Source organism: Peribacillus sp. Bi134, from assembly GCF_918698065.1.
Taxonomy (GTDB): domain Bacteria; phylum Bacillota; class Bacilli; order Bacillales; family DSM-1321; genus Peribacillus.
In genome coordinates this window covers 386,997-409,129 of the sequence record NZ_CAKKLN010000007.1, presented here as the reverse complement: position 1 = coordinate 409,129, position 22,133 = coordinate 386,997, and the positions used below count along the sequence as shown (strand labels likewise).

The 22,133-nt window shown below is 40.4% G+C and carries 23 protein-coding genes and 2 pseudogenes; 14 read left to right on the top strand and 11 right to left on the bottom strand.

Going from position 1 to position 22,133, the window contains the following annotated elements; translation table 11 throughout:
- Positions 1 to 62: 62 nt before the first annotated feature.
- From cysT to LQ188_RS18160, 7 genes are all read left to right on the top strand, one after another.
- Positions 63 to 902: a sulfate ABC transporter permease subunit CysT gene (cysT, locus tag LQ188_RS18190; protein ID WP_230177663.1), complete on the top strand. Its 840-nt coding sequence runs from the start codon at positions 63 to 65 to the stop codon at positions 900 to 902.
- A gap of 10 nt (positions 903 to 912) precedes the next feature.
- On the top strand, positions 913 to 1,797 hold the full coding sequence (gene cysW, locus LQ188_RS18185; protein ID WP_101224054.1) for a sulfate ABC transporter permease subunit CysW: 885 nt from the start codon (positions 913 to 915) through the stop codon (positions 1,795 to 1,797).
- A gap of 10 nt (positions 1,798 to 1,807) precedes the next feature.
- Positions 1,808 to 2,872, top strand: a complete 1,065-nt coding sequence (locus LQ188_RS18180) for a sulfate/molybdate ABC transporter ATP-binding protein (RefSeq protein WP_101224053.1) — start codon at positions 1,808 to 1,810, stop codon at positions 2,870 to 2,872.
- A 513-nt stretch (positions 2,873 to 3,385) separates the two neighbouring features.
- Positions 3,386 to 4,762: a C40 family peptidase gene (locus LQ188_RS18175; protein WP_311735923.1), complete on the top strand. Its 1,377-nt coding sequence runs from the start codon at positions 3,386 to 3,388 to the stop codon at positions 4,760 to 4,762.
- Positions 4,763 to 4,959: 197 nt separating this feature from the next.
- Positions 4,960 to 5,394 (top strand): hypothetical protein, encoded by a 435-nt coding sequence (locus LQ188_RS18170; protein ID WP_101224426.1) that lies wholly within the window; start codon positions 4,960 to 4,962, stop codon positions 5,392 to 5,394.
- The gene (locus LQ188_RS18165) at positions 5,382 to 5,681 is read left to right on the top strand and encodes a YxcD family protein (RefSeq protein WP_076366987.1); all 300 of its coding nucleotides are present in this window, start codon (positions 5,382 to 5,384) and stop codon (positions 5,679 to 5,681) included. The genes LQ188_RS18170 and LQ188_RS18165 overlap by 13 nt, the downstream gene beginning before the upstream one ends.
- Before the next feature lie 240 nt (positions 5,682 to 5,921).
- Positions 5,922 to 6,896: an aldose 1-epimerase gene (locus LQ188_RS18160; protein WP_230177659.1), complete on the top strand. Its 975-nt coding sequence runs from the start codon at positions 5,922 to 5,924 to the stop codon at positions 6,894 to 6,896.
- A 40-nt stretch (positions 6,897 to 6,936) separates the two neighbouring features.
- On the opposite strand, the gene LQ188_RS18155 is transcribed toward LQ188_RS18160, so the two are convergent.
- On the bottom strand, positions 6,937 to 8,325 hold the full coding sequence (locus tag LQ188_RS18155; RefSeq protein ID WP_230177657.1) for an amino acid permease: 1,389 nt from the start codon (positions 8,323 to 8,325) through the stop codon (positions 6,937 to 6,939).
- Positions 8,326 to 8,849: 524 nt separating this feature from the next.
- Between LQ188_RS18155 and LQ188_RS18150 the strand changes: the two genes are divergently transcribed.
- From LQ188_RS18150 to LQ188_RS18140, 3 genes and pseudogenes are all read left to right on the top strand, one after another.
- The gene (locus LQ188_RS18150; protein WP_101224050.1) at positions 8,850 to 9,017 is read left to right on the top strand and encodes a YezD family protein; all 168 of its coding nucleotides are present in this window, start codon (positions 8,850 to 8,852) and stop codon (positions 9,015 to 9,017) included.
- Positions 9,018 to 9,449: 432 nt separating this feature from the next.
- Positions 9,450 to 10,235 carry a serine hydrolase gene (locus LQ188_RS18145; RefSeq protein ID WP_101224049.1) on the top strand — a complete coding sequence of 262 codons (786 nt, stop codon included), beginning with the start codon at positions 9,450 to 9,452 and terminating at the stop codon, positions 10,233 to 10,235.
- A gap of 186 nt (positions 10,236 to 10,421) precedes the next feature.
- Positions 10,422 to 10,929, top strand: a pseudogene (locus LQ188_RS18140) (YdcF family protein).
- A 34-nt stretch (positions 10,930 to 10,963) separates the two neighbouring features.
- Here the strand turns inward: LQ188_RS18140 and LQ188_RS18135 are convergent.
- On the bottom strand, positions 10,964 to 11,224 hold the full coding sequence (locus LQ188_RS18135; RefSeq protein ID WP_101224047.1) for a hypothetical protein: 261 nt from the start codon (positions 11,222 to 11,224) through the stop codon (positions 10,964 to 10,966).
- Positions 11,225 to 11,512: 288 nt separating this feature from the next.
- Between LQ188_RS18135 and cspC the strand changes: the two genes are divergently transcribed.
- Entirely contained in the window at positions 11,513 to 11,713 is a 201-nt protein-coding gene (gene cspC / locus LQ188_RS18130; RefSeq protein ID WP_034314312.1) for a cold shock protein CspC, read from the top strand.
- A 124-nt stretch (positions 11,714 to 11,837) separates the two neighbouring features.
- Here the strand turns inward: cspC and LQ188_RS18125 are convergent, their stop codons facing one another.
- Complete coding sequence (locus LQ188_RS18125; RefSeq protein WP_164855016.1) at positions 11,838 to 12,005, bottom strand: hypothetical protein; 168 nt, start codon at positions 12,003 to 12,005, stop codon at positions 11,838 to 11,840.
- Between the two features lie 495 nt (positions 12,006 to 12,500).
- Between LQ188_RS18125 and LQ188_RS18120 the strand changes: the two are divergent.
- Positions 12,501 to 12,728, top strand: a pseudogene (locus tag LQ188_RS18120) (class I SAM-dependent RNA methyltransferase); the annotation flags it as partial.
- A gap of 352 nt (positions 12,729 to 13,080) precedes the next feature.
- On the opposite strand, the gene LQ188_RS27015 reads toward LQ188_RS18120, so the two are convergent.
- Complete coding sequence (locus tag LQ188_RS27015) at positions 13,081 to 13,176, bottom strand: hypothetical protein (protein ID WP_363320597.1); 96 nt, start codon at positions 13,174 to 13,176, stop codon at positions 13,081 to 13,083.
- Positions 13,177 to 13,410: 234 nt separating this feature from the next.
- On the opposite strand from LQ188_RS27015, the gene LQ188_RS18115 reads away from it, so the two are divergent.
- The gene (locus LQ188_RS18115) at positions 13,411 to 13,656 is read left to right on the top strand and encodes a hypothetical protein (protein WP_230177655.1); all 246 of its coding nucleotides are present in this window, start codon (positions 13,411 to 13,413) and stop codon (positions 13,654 to 13,656) included.
- 466 nt (positions 13,657 to 14,122) lie between these two features.
- On the opposite strand, the gene LQ188_RS18110 is transcribed toward LQ188_RS18115, so the two are convergent.
- Both LQ188_RS18110 and LQ188_RS18105 read right to left on the bottom strand, forming a co-directional pair.
- A complete protein-coding gene (locus LQ188_RS18110; RefSeq protein ID WP_230177704.1) occupies positions 14,123 to 15,355 on the bottom strand; it encodes an aminopeptidase in 1,233 nt (410 codons plus the stop codon).
- 295 nt (positions 15,356 to 15,650) lie between these two features.
- Entirely contained in the window at positions 15,651 to 17,138 is a 1,488-nt protein-coding gene (locus tag LQ188_RS18105) for an aldehyde dehydrogenase family protein (RefSeq protein ID WP_101224044.1), read from the bottom strand.
- Positions 17,139 to 17,410: 272 nt separating this feature from the next.
- Between LQ188_RS18105 and LQ188_RS18100 the strand changes: the two genes are divergently transcribed.
- Complete coding sequence (locus tag LQ188_RS18100) at positions 17,411 to 18,616, top strand: MFS transporter (RefSeq protein WP_230177652.1); 1,206 nt, start codon at positions 17,411 to 17,413, stop codon at positions 18,614 to 18,616.
- A gap of 38 nt (positions 18,617 to 18,654) precedes the next feature.
- Here the strand turns inward: LQ188_RS18100 and thiE are convergent, their stop codons facing one another.
- Genes thiE through tenA form a run of 5 tightly spaced genes read right to left on the bottom strand, consistent with a single transcriptional unit; the run spans position 18,655 to position 22,081 of the window.
- Entirely contained in the window at positions 18,655 to 19,287 is a 633-nt protein-coding gene (gene thiE, locus LQ188_RS18095) for a thiamine phosphate synthase (RefSeq protein ID WP_230177651.1), read from the bottom strand.
- Positions 19,268 to 20,083, bottom strand: a complete 816-nt coding sequence (gene thiM, locus LQ188_RS18090) for a hydroxyethylthiazole kinase (protein WP_101224041.1) — start codon at positions 20,081 to 20,083, stop codon at positions 19,268 to 19,270. Before thiM ends, thiE begins: the two co-directional genes overlap by 20 nt.
- Positions 20,080 to 20,886 carry a bifunctional hydroxymethylpyrimidine kinase/phosphomethylpyrimidine kinase gene (gene thiD / locus LQ188_RS18085; RefSeq protein WP_101224040.1) on the bottom strand — a complete coding sequence of 269 codons (807 nt, stop codon included), beginning with the start codon at positions 20,884 to 20,886 and terminating at the stop codon, positions 20,080 to 20,082. Before thiD ends, thiM begins: the two co-directional genes overlap by 4 nt.
- On the bottom strand, positions 20,855 to 21,376 hold the full coding sequence (gene thiW / locus LQ188_RS18080) for an energy coupling factor transporter S component ThiW (RefSeq protein WP_230177703.1): 522 nt from the start codon (positions 21,374 to 21,376) through the stop codon (positions 20,855 to 20,857). The genes thiD and thiW overlap by 32 nt, the downstream gene beginning before the upstream one ends.
- Positions 21,377 to 21,391: 15 nt before the next feature.
- Positions 21,392 to 22,081: a thiaminase II gene (gene tenA, locus LQ188_RS18075; RefSeq protein WP_101224039.1), complete on the bottom strand. Its 690-nt coding sequence runs from the start codon at positions 22,079 to 22,081 to the stop codon at positions 21,392 to 21,394.
- Positions 22,082 to 22,133: the final 52 nt, after the last annotated feature.

Here is a 22,133-nt window from a genome sequence, read left to right as displayed (position 1 = left end):
AAGGAGAAGATGGCTTTAACATCTTCTCCTTCATAAATCAGAAAAAGGGTTGAGGCGAAGCGATGAATATAGTGACTGAAGGTAAACAGACGAAAAAGAGGACCATACCCGGTTTTGGATTGACGATGGGTTTTACGCTGCTATATCTCTCCATCATCGTTTTGATCCCGTTATCGATGGTTTTTCTAAACACATTTTCAATGGGGTTCCAGGATTTTTGGGCGACCATAACTGAACCAAGGGTTCTCGCTTCTTATAAATTGAGTTTCATGACAGCGTTAACTGCGGCCTTTGTGAACGCAGTTTTTGGTGTGTTAATTGCCTGGGTGCTTACTCGTTATGAGTTTCCCGGCAAACGGATCATCGATGGACTGGTTGATTTGCCTTTTGCCCTCCCGACTGCCGTGGCAGGGATTACGTTGACCACCTTATATTCACCGAACGGATGGATCGGGCAATTTTTCAGCTTTAAGGTCGCTTTCACTCCCGCAGGGATCATCATCGCCCTAATATTTATCGGTCTTCCATTCGTGGTGCGGATGGTTCAACCGGTGCTTGAAAATATCGAAAAAGGGATGGAGGAAGCATCTGCCTCTTTAGGGGCGAATCGAATGCAGACATTCATTAAAATTATCTTCCCGGAATTGATTCCAGCGATATTGACGGGTTTTGCACTTTCTTTTGCGAGGGCACTTGGAGAGTATGGGTCAGTTGTCTTCATTGCCGGAAATATGCCGTTTAAAACGGAGATTTCCCCGCTGATCATCATGACAAAGCTTGAACAGTATGATTATGAAGGTGCAACAGCTGTTGCAGCCGTCATGCTCATTATTACATTTATAATCTTATTCACCATCAATATCTTACAATGGTGGACCAGCAAAAGATATTCAGGGAAGTAGGAGGGATATGATGGAACAGGATAATTCAGTTGTTGCAAAAGCGAATCACCCAGTCATTACTACGAGAAACGCAACTAAAGAGCCTAAATCCATACAGTGGATCCTCATATCCATTGTATTGCTATTTCTCACTTTGTTTTTAGTCGTCCCATTAATCGCGATCTTTGTAAAAGCCTTTGAAAAAGGTGCCGAAGCTTATTTTGCGGCCATTGTCCACCCTGATGCCGTGGCTGCGATTAAGTTAACATTGATCGTTGTTCTCATCACCTTGCCACTCAATGCCATATTTGGAGTGGTTGCCGCTTGGACCATAACAAAATATGATTTCAAGGGAAAAAACTTCTTAATAACATTGATAGATTTGCCTTTTTCCGTTTCACCCGTCATTGCCGGGTTGATTTTTGTCCTTCTGTTCGGCTTGCATGGAACACTTGGTCCACTGCTGCAATCTCTTGACATTAAAGTGATCTTTTCAATACCAGGGATTGTCATTGCCTCCATTTTCATTACCTTCCCATTCATTGCGCGCGAATTGATCCCGCTCATGCAAAACCAGGGGACGTCTGAAGAAGAGGCATCACTCACGCTGGGTGCGGGAGGGTTTAAGACATTTTGGTATGTGACGCTTCCCAATATAAAATGGGGACTTCTATATGGGGTCATCCTTTGCAATGCAAGGATAATCGGGGAGTTTGGAGCTGTATCGGTCGTATCGGGCCATATACGTGGCATGACCAATACGATGCCGCTACATATTGAAATCTTATACAATGAATATCAATTTTCGGCCGCTTTTGCCGTTGCATCCCTGATGTCCATTTTTGCAATCATAACCTTGATCATTAAGAGCTTCATAGAGTGGAAAACTGACTTTAAATCAACCAAAGCGAGATAGGAGGAATGAAATGAGTATCATCATTGAAAATGTTACAAAATATTACGGGTCCTATCAAGCACTCCGGAACATCGATCTGGAAATAAAGAGCGGTGAACTTGTAGCCCTGCTTGGCCCTTCAGGATCGGGAAAAACGTCATTACTGCGTATCATCGCGGGTCTTGAACAGGCTGAGAACGGAAAGATCCTTTTTAATGAAGAGAATTACACGCATAAACATGTAAAAGATCGAAATGTGGGTTTCGTCTTTCAGCATTATGCCCTTTTTCGCAATATGACCATTTTTGATAATATTGCCTATGGATTAAAGGTCCGGCCTAGAAAAATAAGGCCGAGTAAAGAAGTTATTGCACAAAAGGTTACCGAATTGCTTCAACTCGTCAAGCTGGAAGGATATAAAGATCGTTATCCATCGCAATTATCAGGCGGCCAGCGCCAGCGTGTCGCTTTGGCAAGGGCACTTGCCGTTGAACCGAATATCCTCTTGCTTGATGAACCATTCGGGGCATTGGATGCCAAGGTTCGCAAAGAACTTCGGCGTTGGCTAAGAAGACTTCATGATGAATTCAATGTTACAAGTGTATTCGTGACGCATGATCAGGAAGAGGCGATGGATGTTGCTGATCGGGTCGTTATCATGAATGAAGGGAAAATTGAACAGATTGGAACTCCGGAAGAAGTTTATGATCACCCGGAAAATCCATTCGTTTATGATTTTCTTGGCAGTGTCAATCTTTTCAAGGGCAACGTTCACCAAGGGAAATTGGTAACTGGGAATGTGGAAATGAATGCCCCGGACAGTGAAGATGGAGCGGGAACTGGTTATGTAAGGGCGCATAACTTTATCATGGAAAGAGAACCAACGGAAAAGGATTCGATCGCATCCATAATTGACCACATTCATACAATTGGCCCCATCGTCCGGATAGAAGTCATTCGTCAGGATACAAACGAACCGCTGGAAATCGAACTGACGAAAGAACAATATATGAATCTGGAAATAAGCAAAGGAGAAAGGGTATTCGTCCGACCGAAAGAATTGAAAGTATTTGTCGACTTTATGGCTGGAATTTAAGGATGGGTCGAATATTGACGGAAAAACCGCTGATGAGCGGTTTTTTTTGGTGAATGCTAGCAGCCCTTCCCGTATGAAGGGTAAATGAGCTGCAATCTGTTCCAAAAGGGCTACCGTGCATTCACAGTTGGTGAGTTTTTGCCTGCCAATAGTCTATGGTCCCTTGGTGCTAAACACTAGATAGAAAGTCTTGCATCAGAATACGAAGGTGATTATGTAAGATATTGGATGTTTTATCTCGTGGAAAAGTCGAATTTTTATGTTTAATGTTAAAATTGAAATATAATTGTAATATTGTTATTACGTATTTGACAAAATCTGATGATATACTACGACTTAGATGAAAACATAGTAGAGTTTAAGAAATGTATTTAATATTATCTCAACCTTAGAAGATTACATAAAGAGTAAAAAAAATAGAGAAGAGTTCCCAGCAATTTATTTTGACTAATCATTTTTCATAGAGAAAAAGAAATGGGTCGATGGAAATGCAAGGGGAGGAAAGCAGGGGAAATGAGTTTGAAGAAAAAACTTATCGTATTGAACACGACAATTATGCTTGGATTAGGAAGCGCTTTTGCCATACCGTCTGTAAAAGCTGAATCTATCACGGATATTCAATCGCAACGCACAGGAATACAATCAGATATTTCAGAGGCAGAACAAGTTATTCAGCAATTGAAAAAAGAACAATCGAAAATGAATGCCCAAATTGCCCAGATCGAATCGGCAATGAAAGAAAATGATCAAAAAATCAAAGATACTAAACAAGAAATTAAAGACACCGAAAAAGACATAGAATCTTTAAAGAAAGAAATTAAAGCGTTGGAAGAAAGAATCGCAAAACGCGAGGAAGTCTTGAAAGAGCGCGCGCTTTCATTCCAAGAGAGCGGCGGGGACGTTGAGTACCTAGAAGTTGTTTTAGGCTCTAAAAGCTTTGGTGAATTCGTTAATCGTGTTGGAGCGGTAGCCACTATCGTGGAAGCTGACCAACAGATTCTTAGCGAGCAGGAAGCGGATAAAGCTGACTTAGAGAAAAAACAAGCGACTGTTGAGAAAAAATTGCAAAGCCTTAAGGATATGGAAGTAGAGCTTAAAGGCATGCAATCCCAAATTAAAGATCAAAAAGCTGAAACTGTCAACATGAAGGCTAAGATTGTAAAGAAGGAATCGGAAACAGAAGCACTAAAACAATCTTTAGAGAATAAAGATGCCGGTTTAGAAGCACAAATAGCATCCATCCGTGAAAATATCAAAAAAGAGGAAGAACGTAAAGCAGCAGAGAAAGCAGATCTTGACCGTGCTGCTGAAGAAGTGAGTTCTTCAAATTCTTCCAGTGAAGGATCATCAAGCTCTTCTAGGGAAGAATCAACAAGTTCTTCTAAAGGCGAAGTTTCGGCAAAAAGCTCATCTAAAGGTGAATCATCTTCAAATTCATCTGAAAACAGTTCTGCTGCAAAACCTGCAGCCAGTAAAACTGAAACATCAAGCAAACCAAGCAGTGCAAATACAGGCTCTGCCATTACAGCAGGTTATAAATATATCGGTAACTCCACATATAAATTTGGTGGCGGAAGAACGGCATCCGATATTGCTAACGGTCTTTTCGATTGTTCAGGATTCGTTGCATGGGCTTATAAACAAGCTGGTGTGAACCTTCCAGCAAGTACGGATGCATTGAAAGGTGCAGGACGTCAAGTATCTAAGAGTCAAATACAACCTGGAGATTTAGTGTTCTTCAATACCTATAAAACTGATGGACATGTCGGTATTTATGTCGGCGGCGGCAAATTTATCGGTTCCCAAAGTTCAACAGGTGTTGCAATCGCCAATATGGAAAGCGGATATTGGGCAGGTGTATTCAACGGCCGTGTCGTTCGTGTAAACTAATAGTTCTATAATAAGCAGGGGAGAAAATGCCCCTGCTTATTTTTTTTGAAAAAAATCGAAAAAAAATGAAACTTATTTTGAAATTCAACGTAAATACTATAAGATAAAATAAGGATAGGTGATGTGGACTTCAGTAACTCTGGGAAAACATATAAAGAAACATCATTCCATACTATAAACGGAGGCAAAAAAACATGATGAAAAAATTTATGGCTGCATTACTTACAATTACACTAGCATTCTCGCCAGTCGGCACTTATGTATTCCAGGATCATACGGAATCAGTCGATGCAAGGGGTTACAAGTCAGGAAAAAGAAGCTTTAACAGCAACAACAATAATAATTCGAATTTCCAAAATAAAGAAACGAAGAAGTCAGATGCTACTACTACTAATAAAGCTAAGAGTGGAAACACATTCACAAAAGGCGGCTTAATGAAAGGAATTATGCTAGGTGGATTGGCAGGTTTACTTTTTGGAAGCCTATTCGCCAATATGGGAATGCTTGGTTCTATACTTGGTCTATTAATCAACGTGTTGGCGGTTGTGGTATTAATCGTTGTAATCCGTAAAATATTCACGTATTTCAAAGATAAGAAGAAGAAAGAGGATACAAACCCATGGAGAGGCTAAAGATATCCGAACAAGATATCATCAATGCGGTTTGTGTTTACATTGCCCGTAAAAAGCAGGTACAGCCCAATGAGGTGGAAGTGGAGTTAATGTATGATGATGATTATGGCTTTTCGGCGGAAGCGTTTGTCGATGGCCGAAAACAAGTGTTAATTACCATCAACTTGATAGAAGCGCTTCGCTTATGGCTGGATGAATATATGAATAAAGATCCATACTCGGGTATTGAACTTGTTTTGGATGATGAAGAAGGCATAGTGGCTTTAGTAAGTGAAAGTAATAGATAAATAAAAAAAGGATGCCGTAACGGCATCCTTTTTTTATTTAATAAGGTACAACTTGATCGATGTGAGGGAAAAAGATAATAGAGAAATAGAAAAATAGTAAAGCAAACAAAGCATAATGCTAGATTGCCAACACATATTTTAAACACAGATAGATTATAATGAATTATATTTTCCATTTGTTGCAAAAAATGGTCTGCGGAAGTAGGATGGATATATGTTCAAGTCAAAGGAGGAGAATAAGTGACAGGTTACATGGAAGATATCACTTTTTTAAATGAAAAGGCCATAAAGTTCGGCAATGAAAAAGTGGAAGCGATACTTGCGCCATCTTTAGGAAGCAATCTGCTTTCGTTTAAGTACAAGCAAAAGGATATTGAGGTACTGCGAACTCCGGTTAGTCTGGAAGAGTATAAAAAGGCTCCCATTTTATACGGAATGCCTATCTTGTTTCCTCCTAATCGAATTGAAGCTGGTCAATTTACATATAAGGGGACTGTGTATAGGTTTCCGGTCAATGAAACGGAAAAATTTAATCATATACATGGTTTTTTACATGACAAGCCTTGGAAAGTCTGCAAAAAGGAAGTGAACGGGAAAGAAATTGTCATTAATACTGAATTTTCAAGCAGTGAGTTTGATTTAAAAGATAGCTTTCCACAAGACATCACTGTGAATATGTCTTTAATTTTAAGGGATGAATCATTGGATATACAATTGGAAATCACCAACAAGGGCAATGATCCCTTTCCGTGGGGGGCAGGTTATCATACAGTATTCAATTTTCCATTTGGACCAGGGGGGAAATTAGAGGATTGCAGAATATCCCTTCCCGTCAATAAACATTGGGAGTTGAATGAAAGGTCATTGCCCACTGGTGCAATTCATGAAACGGCCGATACACTGGAAATCCAAAACGGCTTTAGCTTGGAGGGCCGGCTGTTTGATGACCTATTTGGCTATGATGAGGAAAGAGCCCTCGAGAACGAGTGCATTCTCACTGACCAAGAGGCAGGCATACAGGTCATCTATCATGCTGATCAACACTTTAAGTTTTGGGTATTATTCAACCAGGAGGGGTTCGCCTGTCCTGAACCATATACATGGGTAACGAATGCTCCTAATTTGGATTTGTCTGCGAAATTGACTGGATTGAGGGAGCTAAGATCAGGTGATACGGTTCAGCTGAGAACTAGATTGGCAATAAAGGATATATAAAAAAACACCTTGGCACTTATTAATGCCAAGGTGTTTAAGGTTATGCTTTTTTTCTCATCCAGAGTGGGTATAGGACGATTCCGAATACATATAAGGCAATGCCAAGTATGAATGTATTCATATCGGCTGTACCTGTCTTGATGACCCAGATCGAGTAGATTAAAGCCAGGATGGTGATAATTCCATCACGTACCCTTGAGCCTTTCATGATGTCATAGGTTTCCCCAGTCATGACCAGTTTCAATTGATACAAAACGGATGCAAGATACGGGATCAAGTAAGCGAGTGTAGCGACGATCATCGAAAATTTATAAGCCTCCAAAATCGTACCCGAAATAGTGGAGAATAAGAATATCTGTGTCATGATATTTGTTATTGTCATAGAACGGACGGGTGTGCCATTTTTGTTCGCTTTCGCAAAGTAGGCTGGAAACAAATCCGATTTCGCTGCCTGGTAAGGAACTTCTGAGGCAACGACAATCCATCCGATTGTCGATCCCAATAAGGAAATGACGGCAAGAGCAGCCATTAAATACGTGCCGCTTGAACCAACTACTGCTTGTAGTGCGTCAACAAGCGGTTTTTGTGATATTTTCAACTCGTCTTGTGATATGGCACCCATCGTCAATAAAGTAATGCCGATATAAATGGCAACAGCGATGAGTAAACCAAAAATCGTCGCTTTCTTTACATCATTTTGTGACTTGGCACGGTTTGAAAGCATGACGGCAGCTTCGATACCGATGAAGGCCCATAATGTTGAAATTGCAGCAGCATTCACTTGATCACCTAAAGAGACGGCTGAACCTGCCTTATCATAAAATTCAGCTCCGTTTCCTAGATTGGAAGTATCGAAGATGAATATCGTGATAATGATGAAAAATAAGAATCCAAGCACTTTGGTAACTGTAGCAAAAAGATTCATTTTCCCAGCACTGTTAAAACTTCTTACCAAGATTGCCTGAATCCCCCAAAGGGCAATGGAACATACCGCAAACGTTAATGCTTTACCTAGTTCAAGTTGAAACGAACCTGCAGTATAAATCACTTTCGTACTATGCATCACCGGGAAAAACGTTGATAGGTAACCAGCAAATGAAATGATGACAGAAGCTGTCGCAGCCCAATTCGCAGCCCAATAGCCCCAAGCCATGCTATACCCTGAAACCCTTCCTTTAGCAGGAGATTTAAATAATGATTGAGCATAACTTTGTGGTCCAGCCTTCAAATCCGGTTTTCGGACTGCCAGTTTACCAAACACCAAAGCTATTAGAAAAACTCCCAGTCCAGTAACAATCCATGCCAATGTGGCCCCTAATGGACTGGATACCTGTGCTAATTGAGCAGGGAGCATGAAAATTCCGCCGCCGACCATATTTCCAATTACGAAAGTGGTCAAAATCAATAAACCCCATTTTTTATTTACCATTTATATCGAACCTTTCTTATATACAAAGTGTGTGTTTATACCGACAACTTATACTAAAATAGTATATCTCAAATAGTTTAGTTTGGTAAAGTGGTAAATAAGTAAAATGTAAAACGCAGACTAATCAGAAAATTTAAAAGTATTATTGACAATAGGAGAAAATTGGATTATATTAGTAAAAACCAAGTTAATTGGTAAGAATAATATGGTTTGTTGCTTGAATTTTATTTTTCTATAACATAAGCAACTCCCGAATATGGCCGATTAGTCAACTAAAGGCACCCTTACATCTAATCTGTTAGATGGCGGGTGCCTTTTATTTTTTATAGTGAAGGGAGGGGAATATGGAGTTCCTATTAACTGGTTATTCTTATTCGGAAAGTAAAGTGATGAGGATATGATAGGTAAACCAAGTTCCTCAAGAAAACATTGAAAGTGGGAAAAACCTGCGTTTTTCATGGGATCACTTTTAACATTAGGCATGAAACGAAGCTTTATTACCAGTAGTGAAGGGGAGAGATATTATGGAAAAGAAAGAAGAAATGAAAATCAGGCATATCATTTCAAGCTTGGAAGATCTGCAATATGGATCAGTTTTAATAACCGTACATGATGGTAAAATCACACAGGTGGATACAACCGAGAAGAAACGATTCCCATTAGCGAAGAGCCGGGCAGTTAATGCCAGATGAATAATGGTTATTGAGGGAGCTTTCGATATGAAGGCTCTTAAACTGTAGACAAAATCGATAATAATTAAGATTGCCTACGTTTTTCTGAGGGAGTGTAAAATATGATCGTTGATTTCCTCTCCAGGCACTCGCTTTCCTCGGGCGGTCCGGGAGCCTCCTCGGCGCTCTTGGCGCCTGTGGGGTCTCCCTTGGACGCGCTTTTCACGCAGGAGTCTCGCACCCTCCGTTCCAATCAACTAGTTTAAAAATTCAGACGGACCCCCTTTTGTCAATAAACTCGGAGCTTTCGATATGAAGGCTCTTTTTTTATACAAAAAATCATTCGATTTGGAATTTATAAGAAGATTGTACTGCTTTTAACATGGTAGAATAAGTTAGGGTATATGGATTTTTATAGGGATTATATGATATATAAGGGAGGAACAGGGATAGATGACCTTAAAGACTATAGAACATGATATCTTGGCATTAGTTGAAACATTTAATGGGAGAATCGCATATAAAATTGAAAATGGTCTTGGGGACACGATTGGATATCATGAGAATGAATCCTTTCAATCAGCGAGTTTAATCAAAATACCAATGATCATCGAAGGTTATCGTCAAAGTGAACAAAAGAAAATCTATTTGAACCAACCAGTGACCATCCCGCCTAATGAAGTGACTGGGGGATCCGGTGTGCTGCATGTCTTATCGAACAAGGTATTTTTAACCGTAGAGGATTTATTGACATTGATGATAACCGTTTCCGACAATACATCCACGAATATGATGATGAACCTGCTAGGCTTTGAGGAAATCAATCAATGCATCAAGGAACTTGGTTTGAAAAATACTGTCCTCGAACGAAAAATGCAGGATTTTAAGGCACTAAAAGAAGGGCGCGACAATACCATATCGGCGGAAGATACGATCACCTGCTTAAAAGCCATACATACAGGCAACTTTTTAACGAAAGAAAGCCAGGAAAGAATCTTGCGTGCACTTGACAATCAGCAATTAAGGGATAAACTTCCATCACTGATGGGTAGAGGGGTCAAGGTCGCAAGCAAAACGGGCGGAATTCGAGGAGTTGCCCATGATTGCGCAATCATTCGGTCAGAAACACAAACTGTTTATGCTGCAGTTCTTACTGAAGATATGAAATCAGAGGAAGAAAGCCGTCAAGTAATCAGTAAAATTGGAAAATTGATATATGATGACATGGTTACAGAATAAGCTGTTGAATTCAATATTTTTGGAAGAGCGGGAAGTCCTTCATGATTTCCCGCTCTTCGATCTTATTTATGAGGGAGTCAGTGGGAAAGCAAGATATATAAGGAAAGAAAAAAACGGGGAAAAACTTTAAAGAAATTTTGTGTAATTAGCGTTATTGCAGTACTGGGGTATTTTGGTTTTTTGCACATGAAAATTCAAGGTACCATTCACCAGCAAATTCCGGAAAATGCCGATTATCTCATTATTCTTGGAGCAAGGGTCAAAGGTTCGGTGCCATCATTATCCTTACAATACAGGATTGATAAAGCTGCAGAGTATTTATCGGCTAATAAACAGACAGTGGCCATTGTATCTGGCGGCAAAGGACCGGGAGAAGAAATATCGGAAGCAAAAGCCATGCAACAGGGACTAATCGCCCAGGGAATTGAAGAAGCACGCATCATGATGGAAGACAAATTTACAACAACTCACGAAAATATTGTTTTCTCAAAAGAACTCATTCCAGATACAGCAGCTTCAGGCTTGATCGTTAGTAATGACTTTCATATCTACCGGGCAGGAAATAGCAAAAAGAGAAGGCTTGGACATGAAGGGATTGCCGGTAAAGACACCAAAAGTGTCACTATTGAAATCATATACCCGTGAATATCTGGCAATTACCAAATACTATATGACCGGTTTAATTGGGAGGTAAATTGGAATTCTTTTAAAGATGTGGGGTGCCTTCATTATTCGACTTCCACGACAACATTAGGCACTTCCCAAAAATCTTTCTCTTGATATAGCTCCTTAAGTGTTTTATAAACGGGATACCCGGTATAGGAAATCTCGACTCGTTCATCAGCATCCACTTCTTCCACATCTATATCATCAACAAAACCAAGTTGATCATCGATTTCCATTAAATAATATCCGAGTGCCTCATACCCGCTATAGGCTACAATAACCTTACTGTCAAAACCGCTATTAGAAACTTTGTAATATTTCATTGAGTGACCTCCTTGTTGTAATTCTTAAAGTGAAAATCGTACGGTTTGTTATTACTCTGATATACCCATTAATTATTATCTGAATCATTAAATTCGATAAATAAAGAAAATAGGAAGGCAAAAAGAATGTGAAGCCAACTTAAAATATCACTGGAAAATTTGCTATCTGCATCAATTCATGTTAATCTAATAAAGAATTGTTTTTGGTTGTGGAAGAGGATACTCGTTATTTTCCAAATGATTAAAAATAGTAATACAATGTGTGTTATGCACTAGGAGGCAACAACAATGGAACAAGGTACAGTTAAATGGTTTAATGCAGAAAAAGGTTTTGGATTTATCGAACGCGAAAACGGAGACGATGTATTCGTACATTTCTCAGCTATCCAAAGCGAAGGCTTCAAATCTTTAGACGAAGGTCAAAAAGTAACTTTCGAAGTTGAGCAAGGTGCACGTGGAGCTCAAGCTGCTAACGTTCAAAAAGCTTAATTTTAAAATTAAATCGTAACCTATATGAACAGACTTCCTCGATGGGAGTCTGTTTTTTATTGTGCTATAAAATGAAAGCAAAAAAAATCCCACTCTAACTGAGTAGGTTTTTAGTGACTTGTCATTAAGCTTTTTTTAATTCTTCTTCAAAGAAAAAAGTAGTCGGATGTTCTTTAACAGTATAAGAATATCTTTTCATGTTTTTTACATATGCCCATTTATTAATGGTTACTGATTCATTAGTATCCTGAATAGTTACTGTTTCACCAGTATTATACTTATTGCTTTTCAATTTAGCCACCCTCTTTAATAATAGTATAACATATTTGGCAATGAAAGATGTGTTCAAGATATTCCAATGATATAAAGAGGCATGCCATGTCATTCAGTTTGCTGGACAAAAGCTAAAAGCCTAATGGTGTTTTTTTAAATGTGAATGAAAAAAACAGCCACATGTTCTTAAAGTAATACAGGGGAATCACGTGGCTATGAATTAGAAGGCTTTCAAGAATGTCAGTTAATTAAAACGCCGAATCCCCATTATGGAAGACAGGTTCCGAAGATTAAAAGATAAAAATAGAGAAAGTAGGAAAAACTACTTTTTTGTGATCGCATGTGACCACTGTGTTACCAGAGAAAGTACAGTTATAATAAGCCTAAACAGTTAATAAAGTTCCCTTAGAATAAGCCTCTTCCAATCTTAGAGGGAGGCTTATTTGTATTCCCTTTTGTTTATCCAAAGCCATAGTATAATAAGAAGCAATTGGAAAAGAAATAATCTGGTGAGAATCCTCCATATGGTGAGCGGATTGGGGAGCAGAAAGCGGTAGAGCAAATGTATAAAGAAATGGGTCAAGCTTTCGCTAAGCTTGATAATTGGACCGTTAATATGATTACGTCCCATCCAGATTTTGAAAGATCATAGAGCAAATTGGCTACGAAAAAACGGAAGCTATTTAATAGGTTTATACGAACTGATTACTATCAATTTATTGGCTTATTCAAACGACCTTAAAATTCATATAAAAAAGAAGTTCCATTTATTTTTGGAACTTCTTTTTGTATTAAATGAATGGAAACCCTAAATCACGAACTTTCAGACCGACTTTTTAGTATTATTTATTTCGTTACAGGAGCGGTCATTTTTTGGTCACTAAGCTGGTCACAACTCCTTTAATAACGCATGTTTTTGGGTTTCAAAAGCGGTCACTAAGTTAAACGTCTTGATAACGTCACATTCTCTTTCACAACCCCTAATTACCTAAACCTTCTTACTAATCCGCTCCACAATCTCCATTAAATCATCAGGGCTATGAAATTCAATCGGCGAAAACCTTTATCGAAATGAATTGTATCAGTTTCTATCATTAATACACACTTCCTGTTGATTTCCTTAAATGGAAGATATTGACGAAATCGGCTAAGAGTCCTTTGACAGATGTACTGCCAAGTTTCATTCGCAGCTCGGCTTCAGATTATTGCTCGACAATCGGGCAGTGGCTTCGACGACTTGGTGGATTTCAAAGTGTTCCTGGATTTCCTTTTTGTCGCTCGTTTCCTTTTGAATAAGTTGCTAGATTTTTTCTTGAATATTCATATAATAAATACGCCTTTTTTTGTGTGTAGCATGACAAAAGAACGAACCATGCTGTCTGAAATTGCATTTAATATATTAACAATGAAAAGAGGTGAATTATATGTCTGGTTCTAGATCTGTTGATGTAGTTACGATTCTTTGGGAAAGAGCTACGTTAATACCTTTAGCTCAGCGTACAATTGTACAAGCTACAACGATTGGAAGTGCTGCTCCTTGTGCTGAAAAATTAGAGACTGGTGATTCCTACAGAGCTGCTGTACGTTGTTTACTTGGAAATAGATTTATACAAGTATTGAACCTTGACTTCGGGCGAACCGGAGTTGCCGTGTTCATCCGTTTATTCTAGGATATTAATTGGGGGACAAAGTATTTTTGATTTAAAATACTTTGTCTTTTTTATAAATAGACAAAAACCACCAGTCATTAAGATTGGTGGTTTTATCAATTTTTACTAATACAGGAATGTTAAGTAGGAAGGGGAACATTATCTTAGTGAATTTCTAGCTGGTGTTTAATCCGATTAAATTACCATTTGATCAATTTATTCAAAACTTGTCGATTCAAATGAAATTGAATGTAGCGGTAGTACATATCAAAACTTATATTAGCTTTAATAAATGTTGTATTAACCCTAGACTTGGTAATATAGAATATTTTCAAAGCGGATTGGTTATACAACTATTCAAAATTACGTTATATCAATAGCTGCGTGCTTCCTAGTATGCAGAAACACGCGGCTGATGAATAGTGACCATTTCTGTCTAACACTCAAGGTTTTAGACGTTCAAAACCCTAATAGATCAAAGCTCTTCTTAAAACGCCCAATCCCCATTACGGAAGACAGGTTCGGAAGTGCCGTCCTGTTTGATGCCGTCGATGTTCATTTTCTCCGATCCAATCATGAAATCGACATGTGTAAGGCTTTCATTGAGTCCATTTTCTGCAAGCTCTTCTGGACTCATGTTTTTTCCGCCTTCAATACAGAAAGCATAGGAGCTGCCGATAGCGAGATGGTTTGATGCATTTTCATCGAATAATGTATTGAAGAATAAAACATTCGATTGAGAAATCGGTGAGTTGAATGGAACAAGTGCCACTTCCCCAAGGTAGTGTGAACCTTCATCTGTTTCAACCAATTGCTTTAGGATTTCTTCCCCTTCTTCGGCTTTTACTTCAATGATCCGTCCTTCCTTAAAGGTCACGGAAAAATTATTGATGATGTTGCCGCCGTAACTAAGTGGTTTCGTACTGGAAACCGTACCGTTAACGCCTGTTTTCAATGGAACTGTAAACACTTCTTCGGTTGGCATATTAGCCATGAATTCATGACCCTGTACGTTGACGCTTCCTGCCCCGACCCAAAGATGTTTGTCGGGTAACTCGATTGTCAAGTCGGTTCCTGGAGCCGTGTAATGCAATTTTTGGTAATGCTTGTCATTTAAATAATTAACCTTTTCATGCAGGGTATCATCGTGTTTTTTCCAGGCATCTACAGGATCCTTCACATCAACACGAACTGCTTTGAAAATGGCTTCCCATAGCAGATCAACGCGTTTACCTTCTGCTTCTTCTGGAAATACTTTATCAGCCCAAGCCTTTGAAGGGACGGCAACTATGGACCAGCTCACTTTATCGGATTGCATATACTGACGCCACTTCTTAAGTGCCGTCCCTGATGCTTTTTGGAAGTTGGCAATCCTTTCAGGCTTTACACCTTTTAATAAGTCAGGGCTGGAGGAGATGACGGATAGATAGGCAGCTCCGTTTTCTGCAAGTTCGATCGTTTCTTCTGCGCGCCACTTTGGATATTCGTGGAACACCTCATCCGGAGCCAGTTCATATTTTGTGCGTGAAACAATATCATCATTCCAATTAACGATGACATTGCGCGCACCGTTCTCATATGCCTTTTTTACAATGAGACGCACAAGGTCAGCGCCCTCTAATGTTGTATTTACGACCAGGGTTTGATCTTGTTGGATGTTTACGCCGACTTTTACGGCAAGTTCTGCATATTTTTCTAAATTCGCTTGAAAATCACTCATCATTTTAAATCTCCTTTTCCATTTTCTACATTTATAATTGTACTTATTGTCATATAAAAAAGAAACTTTTTACTCCTATGTGAAAATTTACAGTATACGAAGGAGTTCATTTGCAATATAAGTTCGCTCAGGCTCCAGCAGCTATTTTGTCTATCTTGCATTTTATCAAAACTAAAGAAGGAAAGACTATTGAAAAGGTTTGAATAGTTGAATAATTCAAGGATTCTATACAGTGAATCATTGGACTGAAAGAAAGAGGGCCTCTTTGAGACCCTCTTTCTTAATAGTCAAAAAATCACTTGCCCAAATTAATCCAGACGCTTTTCACTTCAGAATAGTTGTCCAGTGCATAAGAACCCATTTCACGTCCGATTCCGGATTGTTTGTAGCCGCCGAACGGGGAAGCTGCGTCGAACGCGTTATAACAGTTCACCCATACTGTACCGGCACGGAGTTTTCCTGCAACATAATGGGCATTGGCTATATCGCTTGTCCATAAGCCGGCAGCCAATCCATATTCACTGGCATTTGCACGGTTAATGACATCATCTAAATCCTCGAATGGCATTGCCGCTATGACAGGTCCGAAAATCTCTTCCTTTGCAATCGTCATATCCTCTTCAACACCAGCGAATATAGTAGGAGAAACAAAGTAGCCTTGTTCACCCGGTTTATTTCCGCCAACAAGAACTTCCGCACCCTCGTTTTTCCCTTTTTCTATATAACCCATTACCCGATTTTGCTGCTCCTCTGAAACAAGCGGTCCAATTTGTGTACTTGGATCCAGACCTATCCCTTGTTTGATGTTTTTTGCATGGCTGGCCATATCGGCAACAACATTATCATAATGTTTCTTTTGAATATAAACCCTTGAACCGGCACAGCATACCTGACCTTGGTTAAACATGACCCCATTCAAAGCTCCAGGGATGGCTTTCGAGAAATCAGCATCAGGCAGGATGATGTTTGGCGATTTCCCTCCAAGTTCCAATGTTACCCGTTTCAATGAATATGAAGCGGAGCGCATGATCAATTTTCCAACTTCGGTCGAACCGGTAAATGCAATTTTATTTACTTGCGGATGGTCGACAAGTGCTTGTCCGGCGGTTTCACCAAAACCGGGAACGATATTGACGACACCATCAGGGAAACCGGCTTCATCTATTAATTCAGCCAGGTAAAGAGCTGAAAGCGGTGTTTGCTCAGCAGGCTTTAATATGACCGTGCAACCTGTAGCGAGTGCTGCTCCCAGTTTCCACATCGCCATAAGAAGCGGAAAGTTCCATGGGATGATTTGGCCGACAACACCAACAGCCTCGTGTTTTGTGTAGTTAAAATAATTTCCGCTTACCGGAATGGTCTGCCCGACAATCTTGGTGGACCAGCCAGCAAAATATCTCATATGTTCTATCGCTAAAGGAATGTCGGCATTGGTCGTTTCATTGATTGGTTTCCCATTATCCAACGTTTCCAATTGAGCTAGTTCAGTTTTATTTTCTTCCATTAAATCGGCTAGTTTATACATAAGCCTACTGCGTGCAGCCGCGCTCATCCTTGACCAAGGACCTTCATCGAATGCTTTGCGTGCAGCTTTGACGGCTAAGTCGATATCTTCTTTATCAGCTTCATAAACATCGGCAAGTTTTTGTCCTGTAGCAGGATTAGGAGTGGAGAAGGTTTTTTTTGAAGCACTTTCTACAAACTGGCCATTAATATAGAGCTTTTTTGGTCCTGTTAAAAATTTTTGCAGCTTTCCACTTACTTCTAACGTTAGATTTGTCATTAATTACCCTCCTGAATAAAATGGTTATCTTGGGCAAAACATGATGACTTATTGTTAACGCTATGATCTATGCCAATTTTTATGATAAATGAAAAAAAGGGAATATTCAATCTATAACATTCGACAGAATATCCAAGGTTTCTTCATCATTTTAAAAATGAAGTATTTTTTTGTCATGACATGTGTATTTACTATAGCAAAAATGAAAGTTAATAGTTAAAATGAATAAGGATAAAATAACAAGAAGGTCTAAAGTTCTTCAGGAGGAATATATGGGAAATGATGCGAAAATGATATCGCAGCGTAAGTTACTTGGTGTTGCGGGTCTTGGATGGATGTTCGATGCACTTGATGTCGGTATGCTTTCTTTCATTATAGTAGCTTTAAGACAGGACTGGAACTTAACCAGTGAGCAGGTTGGCTGGATTGGGAGCATAAACTCCATAGGAATGGCTGTTGGAGCCATATTCTTTGGTGCGATGGCCGACAGGGTCGGACGGAAGAATGTCTTTATCATTACTTTATTATTGTTTTCAATCGCAAGTGGCCTGTCTGCAGCAGTCAGTACACTCAGCTTGTTCTTGATATTGCGATTTTTGATTGGAATGGGACTTGGAGGGGAACTTCCGGTTGCGTCGACATTGGTCTCTGAAAGTGTTGAAGCGAGTAAAAGGGGAAGGGTCGTCGTCCTTCTTGAAAGTTTTTGGGCGGTTGGCTGGATTTTGGCAGCTCTCATATCCTATTTCATCATACCGGCCTATGGTTGGCGGGTTGCATTGTTATTGAGCGCCGTACCCGCTTTATATGCGCTGTATCTGCGCTTGAAACTGCCGGATTCACCGAAGTATACGGAACTTGAAAAAAAGCAGAGACCATCTGTATTAAGCAATATGAAAAGTGTCTGGAAAAAGGAATACTCCCGTCAGACCCTTGTGTTGTGGGTTCTATGGTTTTGCGTGGTCTTTTCTTATTATGGGATGTTTTTATGGCTGCCAAGTGTGATGGTCCTAAAAGGATTCAGCATGATTCAAAGCTTTGAATATGTATTGATCATGACGCTTGCACAGCTTCCGGGCTATTTTTCAGCTGCATGGCTGATAGAGAAGTTTGGACGTAAATTCGTTTTGATCACATACTTAATTGGAACGGCAGTCAGTGCTTTTTTCTTTGGGTCTGCAGAGGGGCTGGCACTGCTGATAGTTTCCGGAATGTTCCTATCTTTCTTCAACCTAGGGGCATGGGGTGCGCTTTATGCGTATACTCCTGAGCAGTATCCCACAGCAGTTCGTGGTACAGGTGCTGGTTTAGCCGCAGGGATCGGCAGGATCGGCGGTGTCCTGGGACCGTTGCTTGTAGGGTATTTAGTTGCTGCCGGCACCCCGATTTCATCGATTTTCACCATTTTCACAATTGCTATTTTAGTGGGGGCAGTTGCCGTAGCTTTTGGGAAGGAAACAAAGAATACCGTTTTGACATAAACAAAAGGATGGGACTGTATTCAGTCCCCATCCTTTTGTTATTTAAAGTCCTTTATGATTTTTAAAAGGGATTCGGAGGCAGTCTTAGGACTTTCTGCATTCATGATGGCTGATACGACTGCGGTACCTGAAAGCCCGCTAGCAGAAAGGGAGGAAATGTTATCGGCCGTGATACCCCCGATGGCTACGGCGGGAATTGATACGCTGCGGCAAATTTCCTCCAGATCCCCAATTGCCATTAAGGTTGCATCTTGTTTGGTCTTTGTAGGGAAAACGGAACCGACTCCGATATAATCTGCTCCATTTCGTTCCGCTTCTAGAGCCTCTTCAAGATTGGAAACAGATACACCGACGATCATATCTTCAGGAACCATTTTTTTGACGGCAGGCAGTGGAAGGTCATCTTGCCCAATATGAATTCCATCCGCTGCAACAGCAAGTGCTATATCCACCCGGTCATTGATGATAAGGGGAATGGACAGCTCGTTCAATAACTGTTTTAATGCAGAAGCTTTATTATAAAAGGAGAGGGAGGAATTATTTTTCTCTCTAAGCTGTACGATCGAGACTCCTCCTGAAACCGATTCTGCAATGATTTTGGTCAATTCTTCTATTGCCAGGGACTCTTCCGTAACTAAATACAGGCTTAAATCAATTTGGGACTTCTTCATTTATTTTCACCTCATGCATCCAGATTTCCTTATCCATTCTTGATATTGCATCGATTAATCGCACACGAAACGTTCCTGTTCCTTCATCCTCTTGAAGGTTTTTGGCAGCTAGTTCCCCTGAAATGCTCATGGTTGAGATACCGGCAATCGCCGCAGAATAGAAATCATCGGTGACTCCAGAAAAAGTGCCGATAAGAGCAGTGGACATACAACCGGTACCTGTAACATTAGTTAATAGCAGGTTCCCGTTATCGATGATGGACGTACGTTTTCCATCGCTGACCGCATCCTTCGCTCCGCTGACCACGACGATGCAATTCAATTTATTTGCGGCTCGAGCAGCCAGCTCTGCATTGCTGACCGCAAGCTCCTCCGAATCCACCCCGCGAGTAACGGTATCCCCACCCATCAATGAAAGGATCTCACTTGCATTGCCGCGAATGATGTGGAAAGTAACCTTACTTAGGAGCTCTTTCACTTGCTCTGATCGATAGGCGGTGGCACCAACTCCCACCGGGTCCAAAATGACCGGGATATCCAGGTCATTTGCCGTCTTACCGGCAATCTCCATTGCTTCCAAGGCTTTATCATCGATCGTACCGAAATTCAGGACCAATGCATCCGCTAATTTAACCATATCCGCCACTTCTCTTGGGCTCGATGTCATCACTGGTGAACCACCGATGGCAAGGGTGGCATTTGCACAGTCGTTGACCGTAACAAAGTTGGTGATTTGGTGGACGAGTGGTTTTCTTTCTTTTACCTTCACGAATAAATCGGCTGCGGAAACCTTCATATTAAGTCACTCCGTTCTTTTTTTGAATATGAATGAAAATGATGGACAGGACCATGACCTTTACCGATTGAAAAACTATTGCGTATCGCTTCAGAAATATAAGTCTTGGCCTGTTCGATCGACTCTTGCAAGGGCAGGCCATTTGCCAGGTTTGATGTAATGGCGGATGATAGGGTACAGCCCGTACCATGAGTGTTTTTTGTATGTATGCGCTCTCCCTTGATCCAGTGGAAGTCAGTCCCATCATAATAAAGATCATTTGGATTTCCCGCTGCATGGCCCCCTTTAAGTAAAACGGCTTTGGGACCCATTTCTTGTATTGAAATGCATGCCTTGTAGAAATCTTGTTTCGTCCGAATCGACAAGCCAGTAAGCACTTCCGCTTCCGGTACATTTGGTGTTACAAGTGTTGCAAACGGAAGTAAGTCCATTTTTAAGGCGGAGACAGCCTTTTCGTCGAGCAAATGGTGGCCGCTTTTGGAAATCATGACAGGGTCAAGGATAACGATGGCAGGCATGAAGGTTTTAAGGGACGCAGCGACTGTTTCCACGATTTCTTTTGATCCAAGCATGCCTATTTTTACTGCATCGACAGGAATATCTTCAAATATAGCTGCAATTTGGTCCGATATGATAGCTGTTTCAATTGGCTGTACTGAACGGACTTCCATTGTATTTTGTGCGGTTACGGCTGTAATGGCAGACATTCCAAATACCCCATGTGCAGAAAATGTTTTTAAATCCGCTTGTATTCCAGCACCGCCTCCTGAATCAGAGCCGGCGATGGTTAATGCTGTTTTCATAAAAAAACCCCTTCATATAATTATTTTTTAAAAGTATTTTAAGTAATATGAAAGCTAAAATCGAACCTGCGAATGAACTGAGCATAAAAGCCGGTAAAAAACCAAAAAGAGCTGCTTTTTCTCCTAATAGGAGGATGGCAAGTGGATAACAGGCCATGGAACCGAGAATGCCGGTCCCGATCACTTCACCTAAACAAGCGAATTTTAAGCTTTGTGTTTTTCGATAAAGGATGGCAGCCAAAAGTGCACCGATCATGCTCCCGGGAAAGGCGAATATTGAACCGGTACCAGACATGTTTCTAATGATGGAAACTAGGAAAGCTTGTGTCACAGCATAAGCAGGCCCCAATAGAACGGCCGTGAGGACATTTGCCAGATGCTGAATAGGAAAGACCTTTGCAAATCCTGCAGGGATGAAAATAAATGAACTGGTCAGTGTCGTTATAGCCGTTATCATGGCAGTCAACGTCAGTTTCTTGATAGGATTCATCATCATGTCTGCGACCTACAGCGGCCAATCCTGCTCATTTTGAACCATATCCCAGAATAAATATTCATATCGGGAAGTAACCAAAAAGTGCTTTTCTAATCTAAGAAGTTCCTTTTCTGGCATGCCTTCCGTCAATTCTTCCAACAATGCGATCAGCCACTTGTGTGCTTCCCCGAATTCAGGTGATGAATAGGACCTTATCCAATCTGCGTAGCGATTGTTTTCCAATGCTGCTCCATTTTGTTTTTTTAATAGCAAACCGATTTCATAGTAATCCCAAGCGCATGGCAGGAGACAGGCGATCAAGTCTGCCAATGTCCCATGCTGAGCTGCATTTATCATGTAACCTGTATAGGCTAGAGTGGTGGGAGTAGGTTCTGTTTCTTCCAATTCCTTGGAACTGATCCCGAATTCGGAAGCATACTGCCGATGGATATCCATTTCCACTTGAAGGGTTTCATTTAAAATACTCGCAAACTTTGCCATGGTTTCGATGTTATGGGCTTTGATGACACCTAAAGCAAAGAGCTTGGAATAATCCATGAGATAGATATAGTCCTGCTTCATGTAATAGGCAAATTTCTTTTCAGGAAGCGTACCATTTCCAATTGCTTGGACAAAGGGATGTGAATGATTCCTTTTCCAAATCTCTTTTGCCCGTGCATGAAGTCTATCACTGAATGTTTCTGTTTTAATATTCTCCATTGTTCATCCTCCTTTAGAATGGTTCCCTAGATAATGAAAAACCCCGTTCCTG

Excerpts from the sequence above, each read along its gene's own strand:
- thiD (WP_101224040.1), bottom strand. The coding sequence starts at position 20,886 with ATGAAAACAGCATTAACCATCGCCGGCTCTGATTCAGGAGGCGGTGCT.
- LQ188_RS18170 (WP_101224426.1), top strand. The coding sequence starts at position 4,960 with ATGAAAAAATTTATGGCTGCATTACTTACAATTACACTAGCATTCTCG.
- cysW (WP_101224054.1), top strand. The coding sequence starts at position 913 with ATGGAACAGGATAATTCAGTTGTTGCAAAAGCGAATCACCCAGTCATT.
- LQ188_RS18110 (WP_230177704.1), bottom strand. The coding sequence starts at position 15,355 with ATGAGTGATTTTCAAGCGAATTTAGAAAAATATGCAGAACTTGCCGTA.
- LQ188_RS18135 (WP_101224047.1), bottom strand. The coding sequence starts at position 11,224 with ATGAAATATTACAAAGTTTCTAATAGCGGTTTTGACAGTAAGGTTATT.
- thiE (WP_230177651.1), bottom strand. The coding sequence starts at position 19,287 with ATGAAGAAGTCCCAAATTGATTTAAGCCTGTATTTAGTTACGGAAGAG.
- LQ188_RS18100 (WP_230177652.1), top strand. The coding sequence starts at position 17,411 with ATGGGAAATGATGCGAAAATGATATCGCAGCGTAAGTTACTTGGTGTT.
- LQ188_RS18165 (WP_076366987.1), top strand. The coding sequence starts at position 5,382 with ATGGAGAGGCTAAAGATATCCGAACAAGATATCATCAATGCGGTTTGT.
- thiM (WP_101224041.1), bottom strand. The coding sequence starts at position 20,083 with ATGAAGGTTTCCGCAGCCGATTTATTCGTGAAGGTAAAAGAAAGAAAA.
- cysT (WP_230177663.1), top strand. The coding sequence starts at position 63 with ATGAATATAGTGACTGAAGGTAAACAGACGAAAAAGAGGACCATACCC.
- cspC (WP_034314312.1), top strand. The coding sequence starts at position 11,513 with ATGGAACAAGGTACAGTTAAATGGTTTAATGCAGAAAAAGGTTTTGGA.
- tenA (WP_101224039.1), bottom strand. The coding sequence starts at position 22,081 with ATGGAGAATATTAAAACAGAAACATTCAGTGATAGACTTCATGCACGG.
- thiW (WP_230177703.1), bottom strand. The coding sequence starts at position 21,376 with ATGAATCCTATCAAGAAACTGACGTTGACTGCCATGATAACGGCTATA.
- LQ188_RS18150 (WP_101224050.1), top strand. The coding sequence starts at position 8,850 with ATGGAAAAGAAAGAAGAAATGAAAATCAGGCATATCATTTCAAGCTTG.
- LQ188_RS18145 (WP_101224049.1), top strand. The coding sequence starts at position 9,450 with ATGACCTTAAAGACTATAGAACATGATATCTTGGCATTAGTTGAAACA.
- LQ188_RS18175 (WP_311735923.1), top strand. The coding sequence starts at position 3,386 with ATGAGTTTGAAGAAAAAACTTATCGTATTGAACACGACAATTATGCTT.
- LQ188_RS18155 (WP_230177657.1), bottom strand. The coding sequence starts at position 8,325 with ATGGTAAATAAAAAATGGGGTTTATTGATTTTGACCACTTTCGTAATT.
- LQ188_RS18180 (WP_101224053.1), top strand. The coding sequence starts at position 1,808 with ATGAGTATCATCATTGAAAATGTTACAAAATATTACGGGTCCTATCAA.
- LQ188_RS18105 (WP_101224044.1), bottom strand. The coding sequence starts at position 17,138 with ATGACAAATCTAACGTTAGAAGTAAGTGGAAAGCTGCAAAAATTTTTA.
- LQ188_RS18115 (WP_230177655.1), top strand. The coding sequence starts at position 13,411 with ATGTCTGGTTCTAGATCTGTTGATGTAGTTACGATTCTTTGGGAAAGA.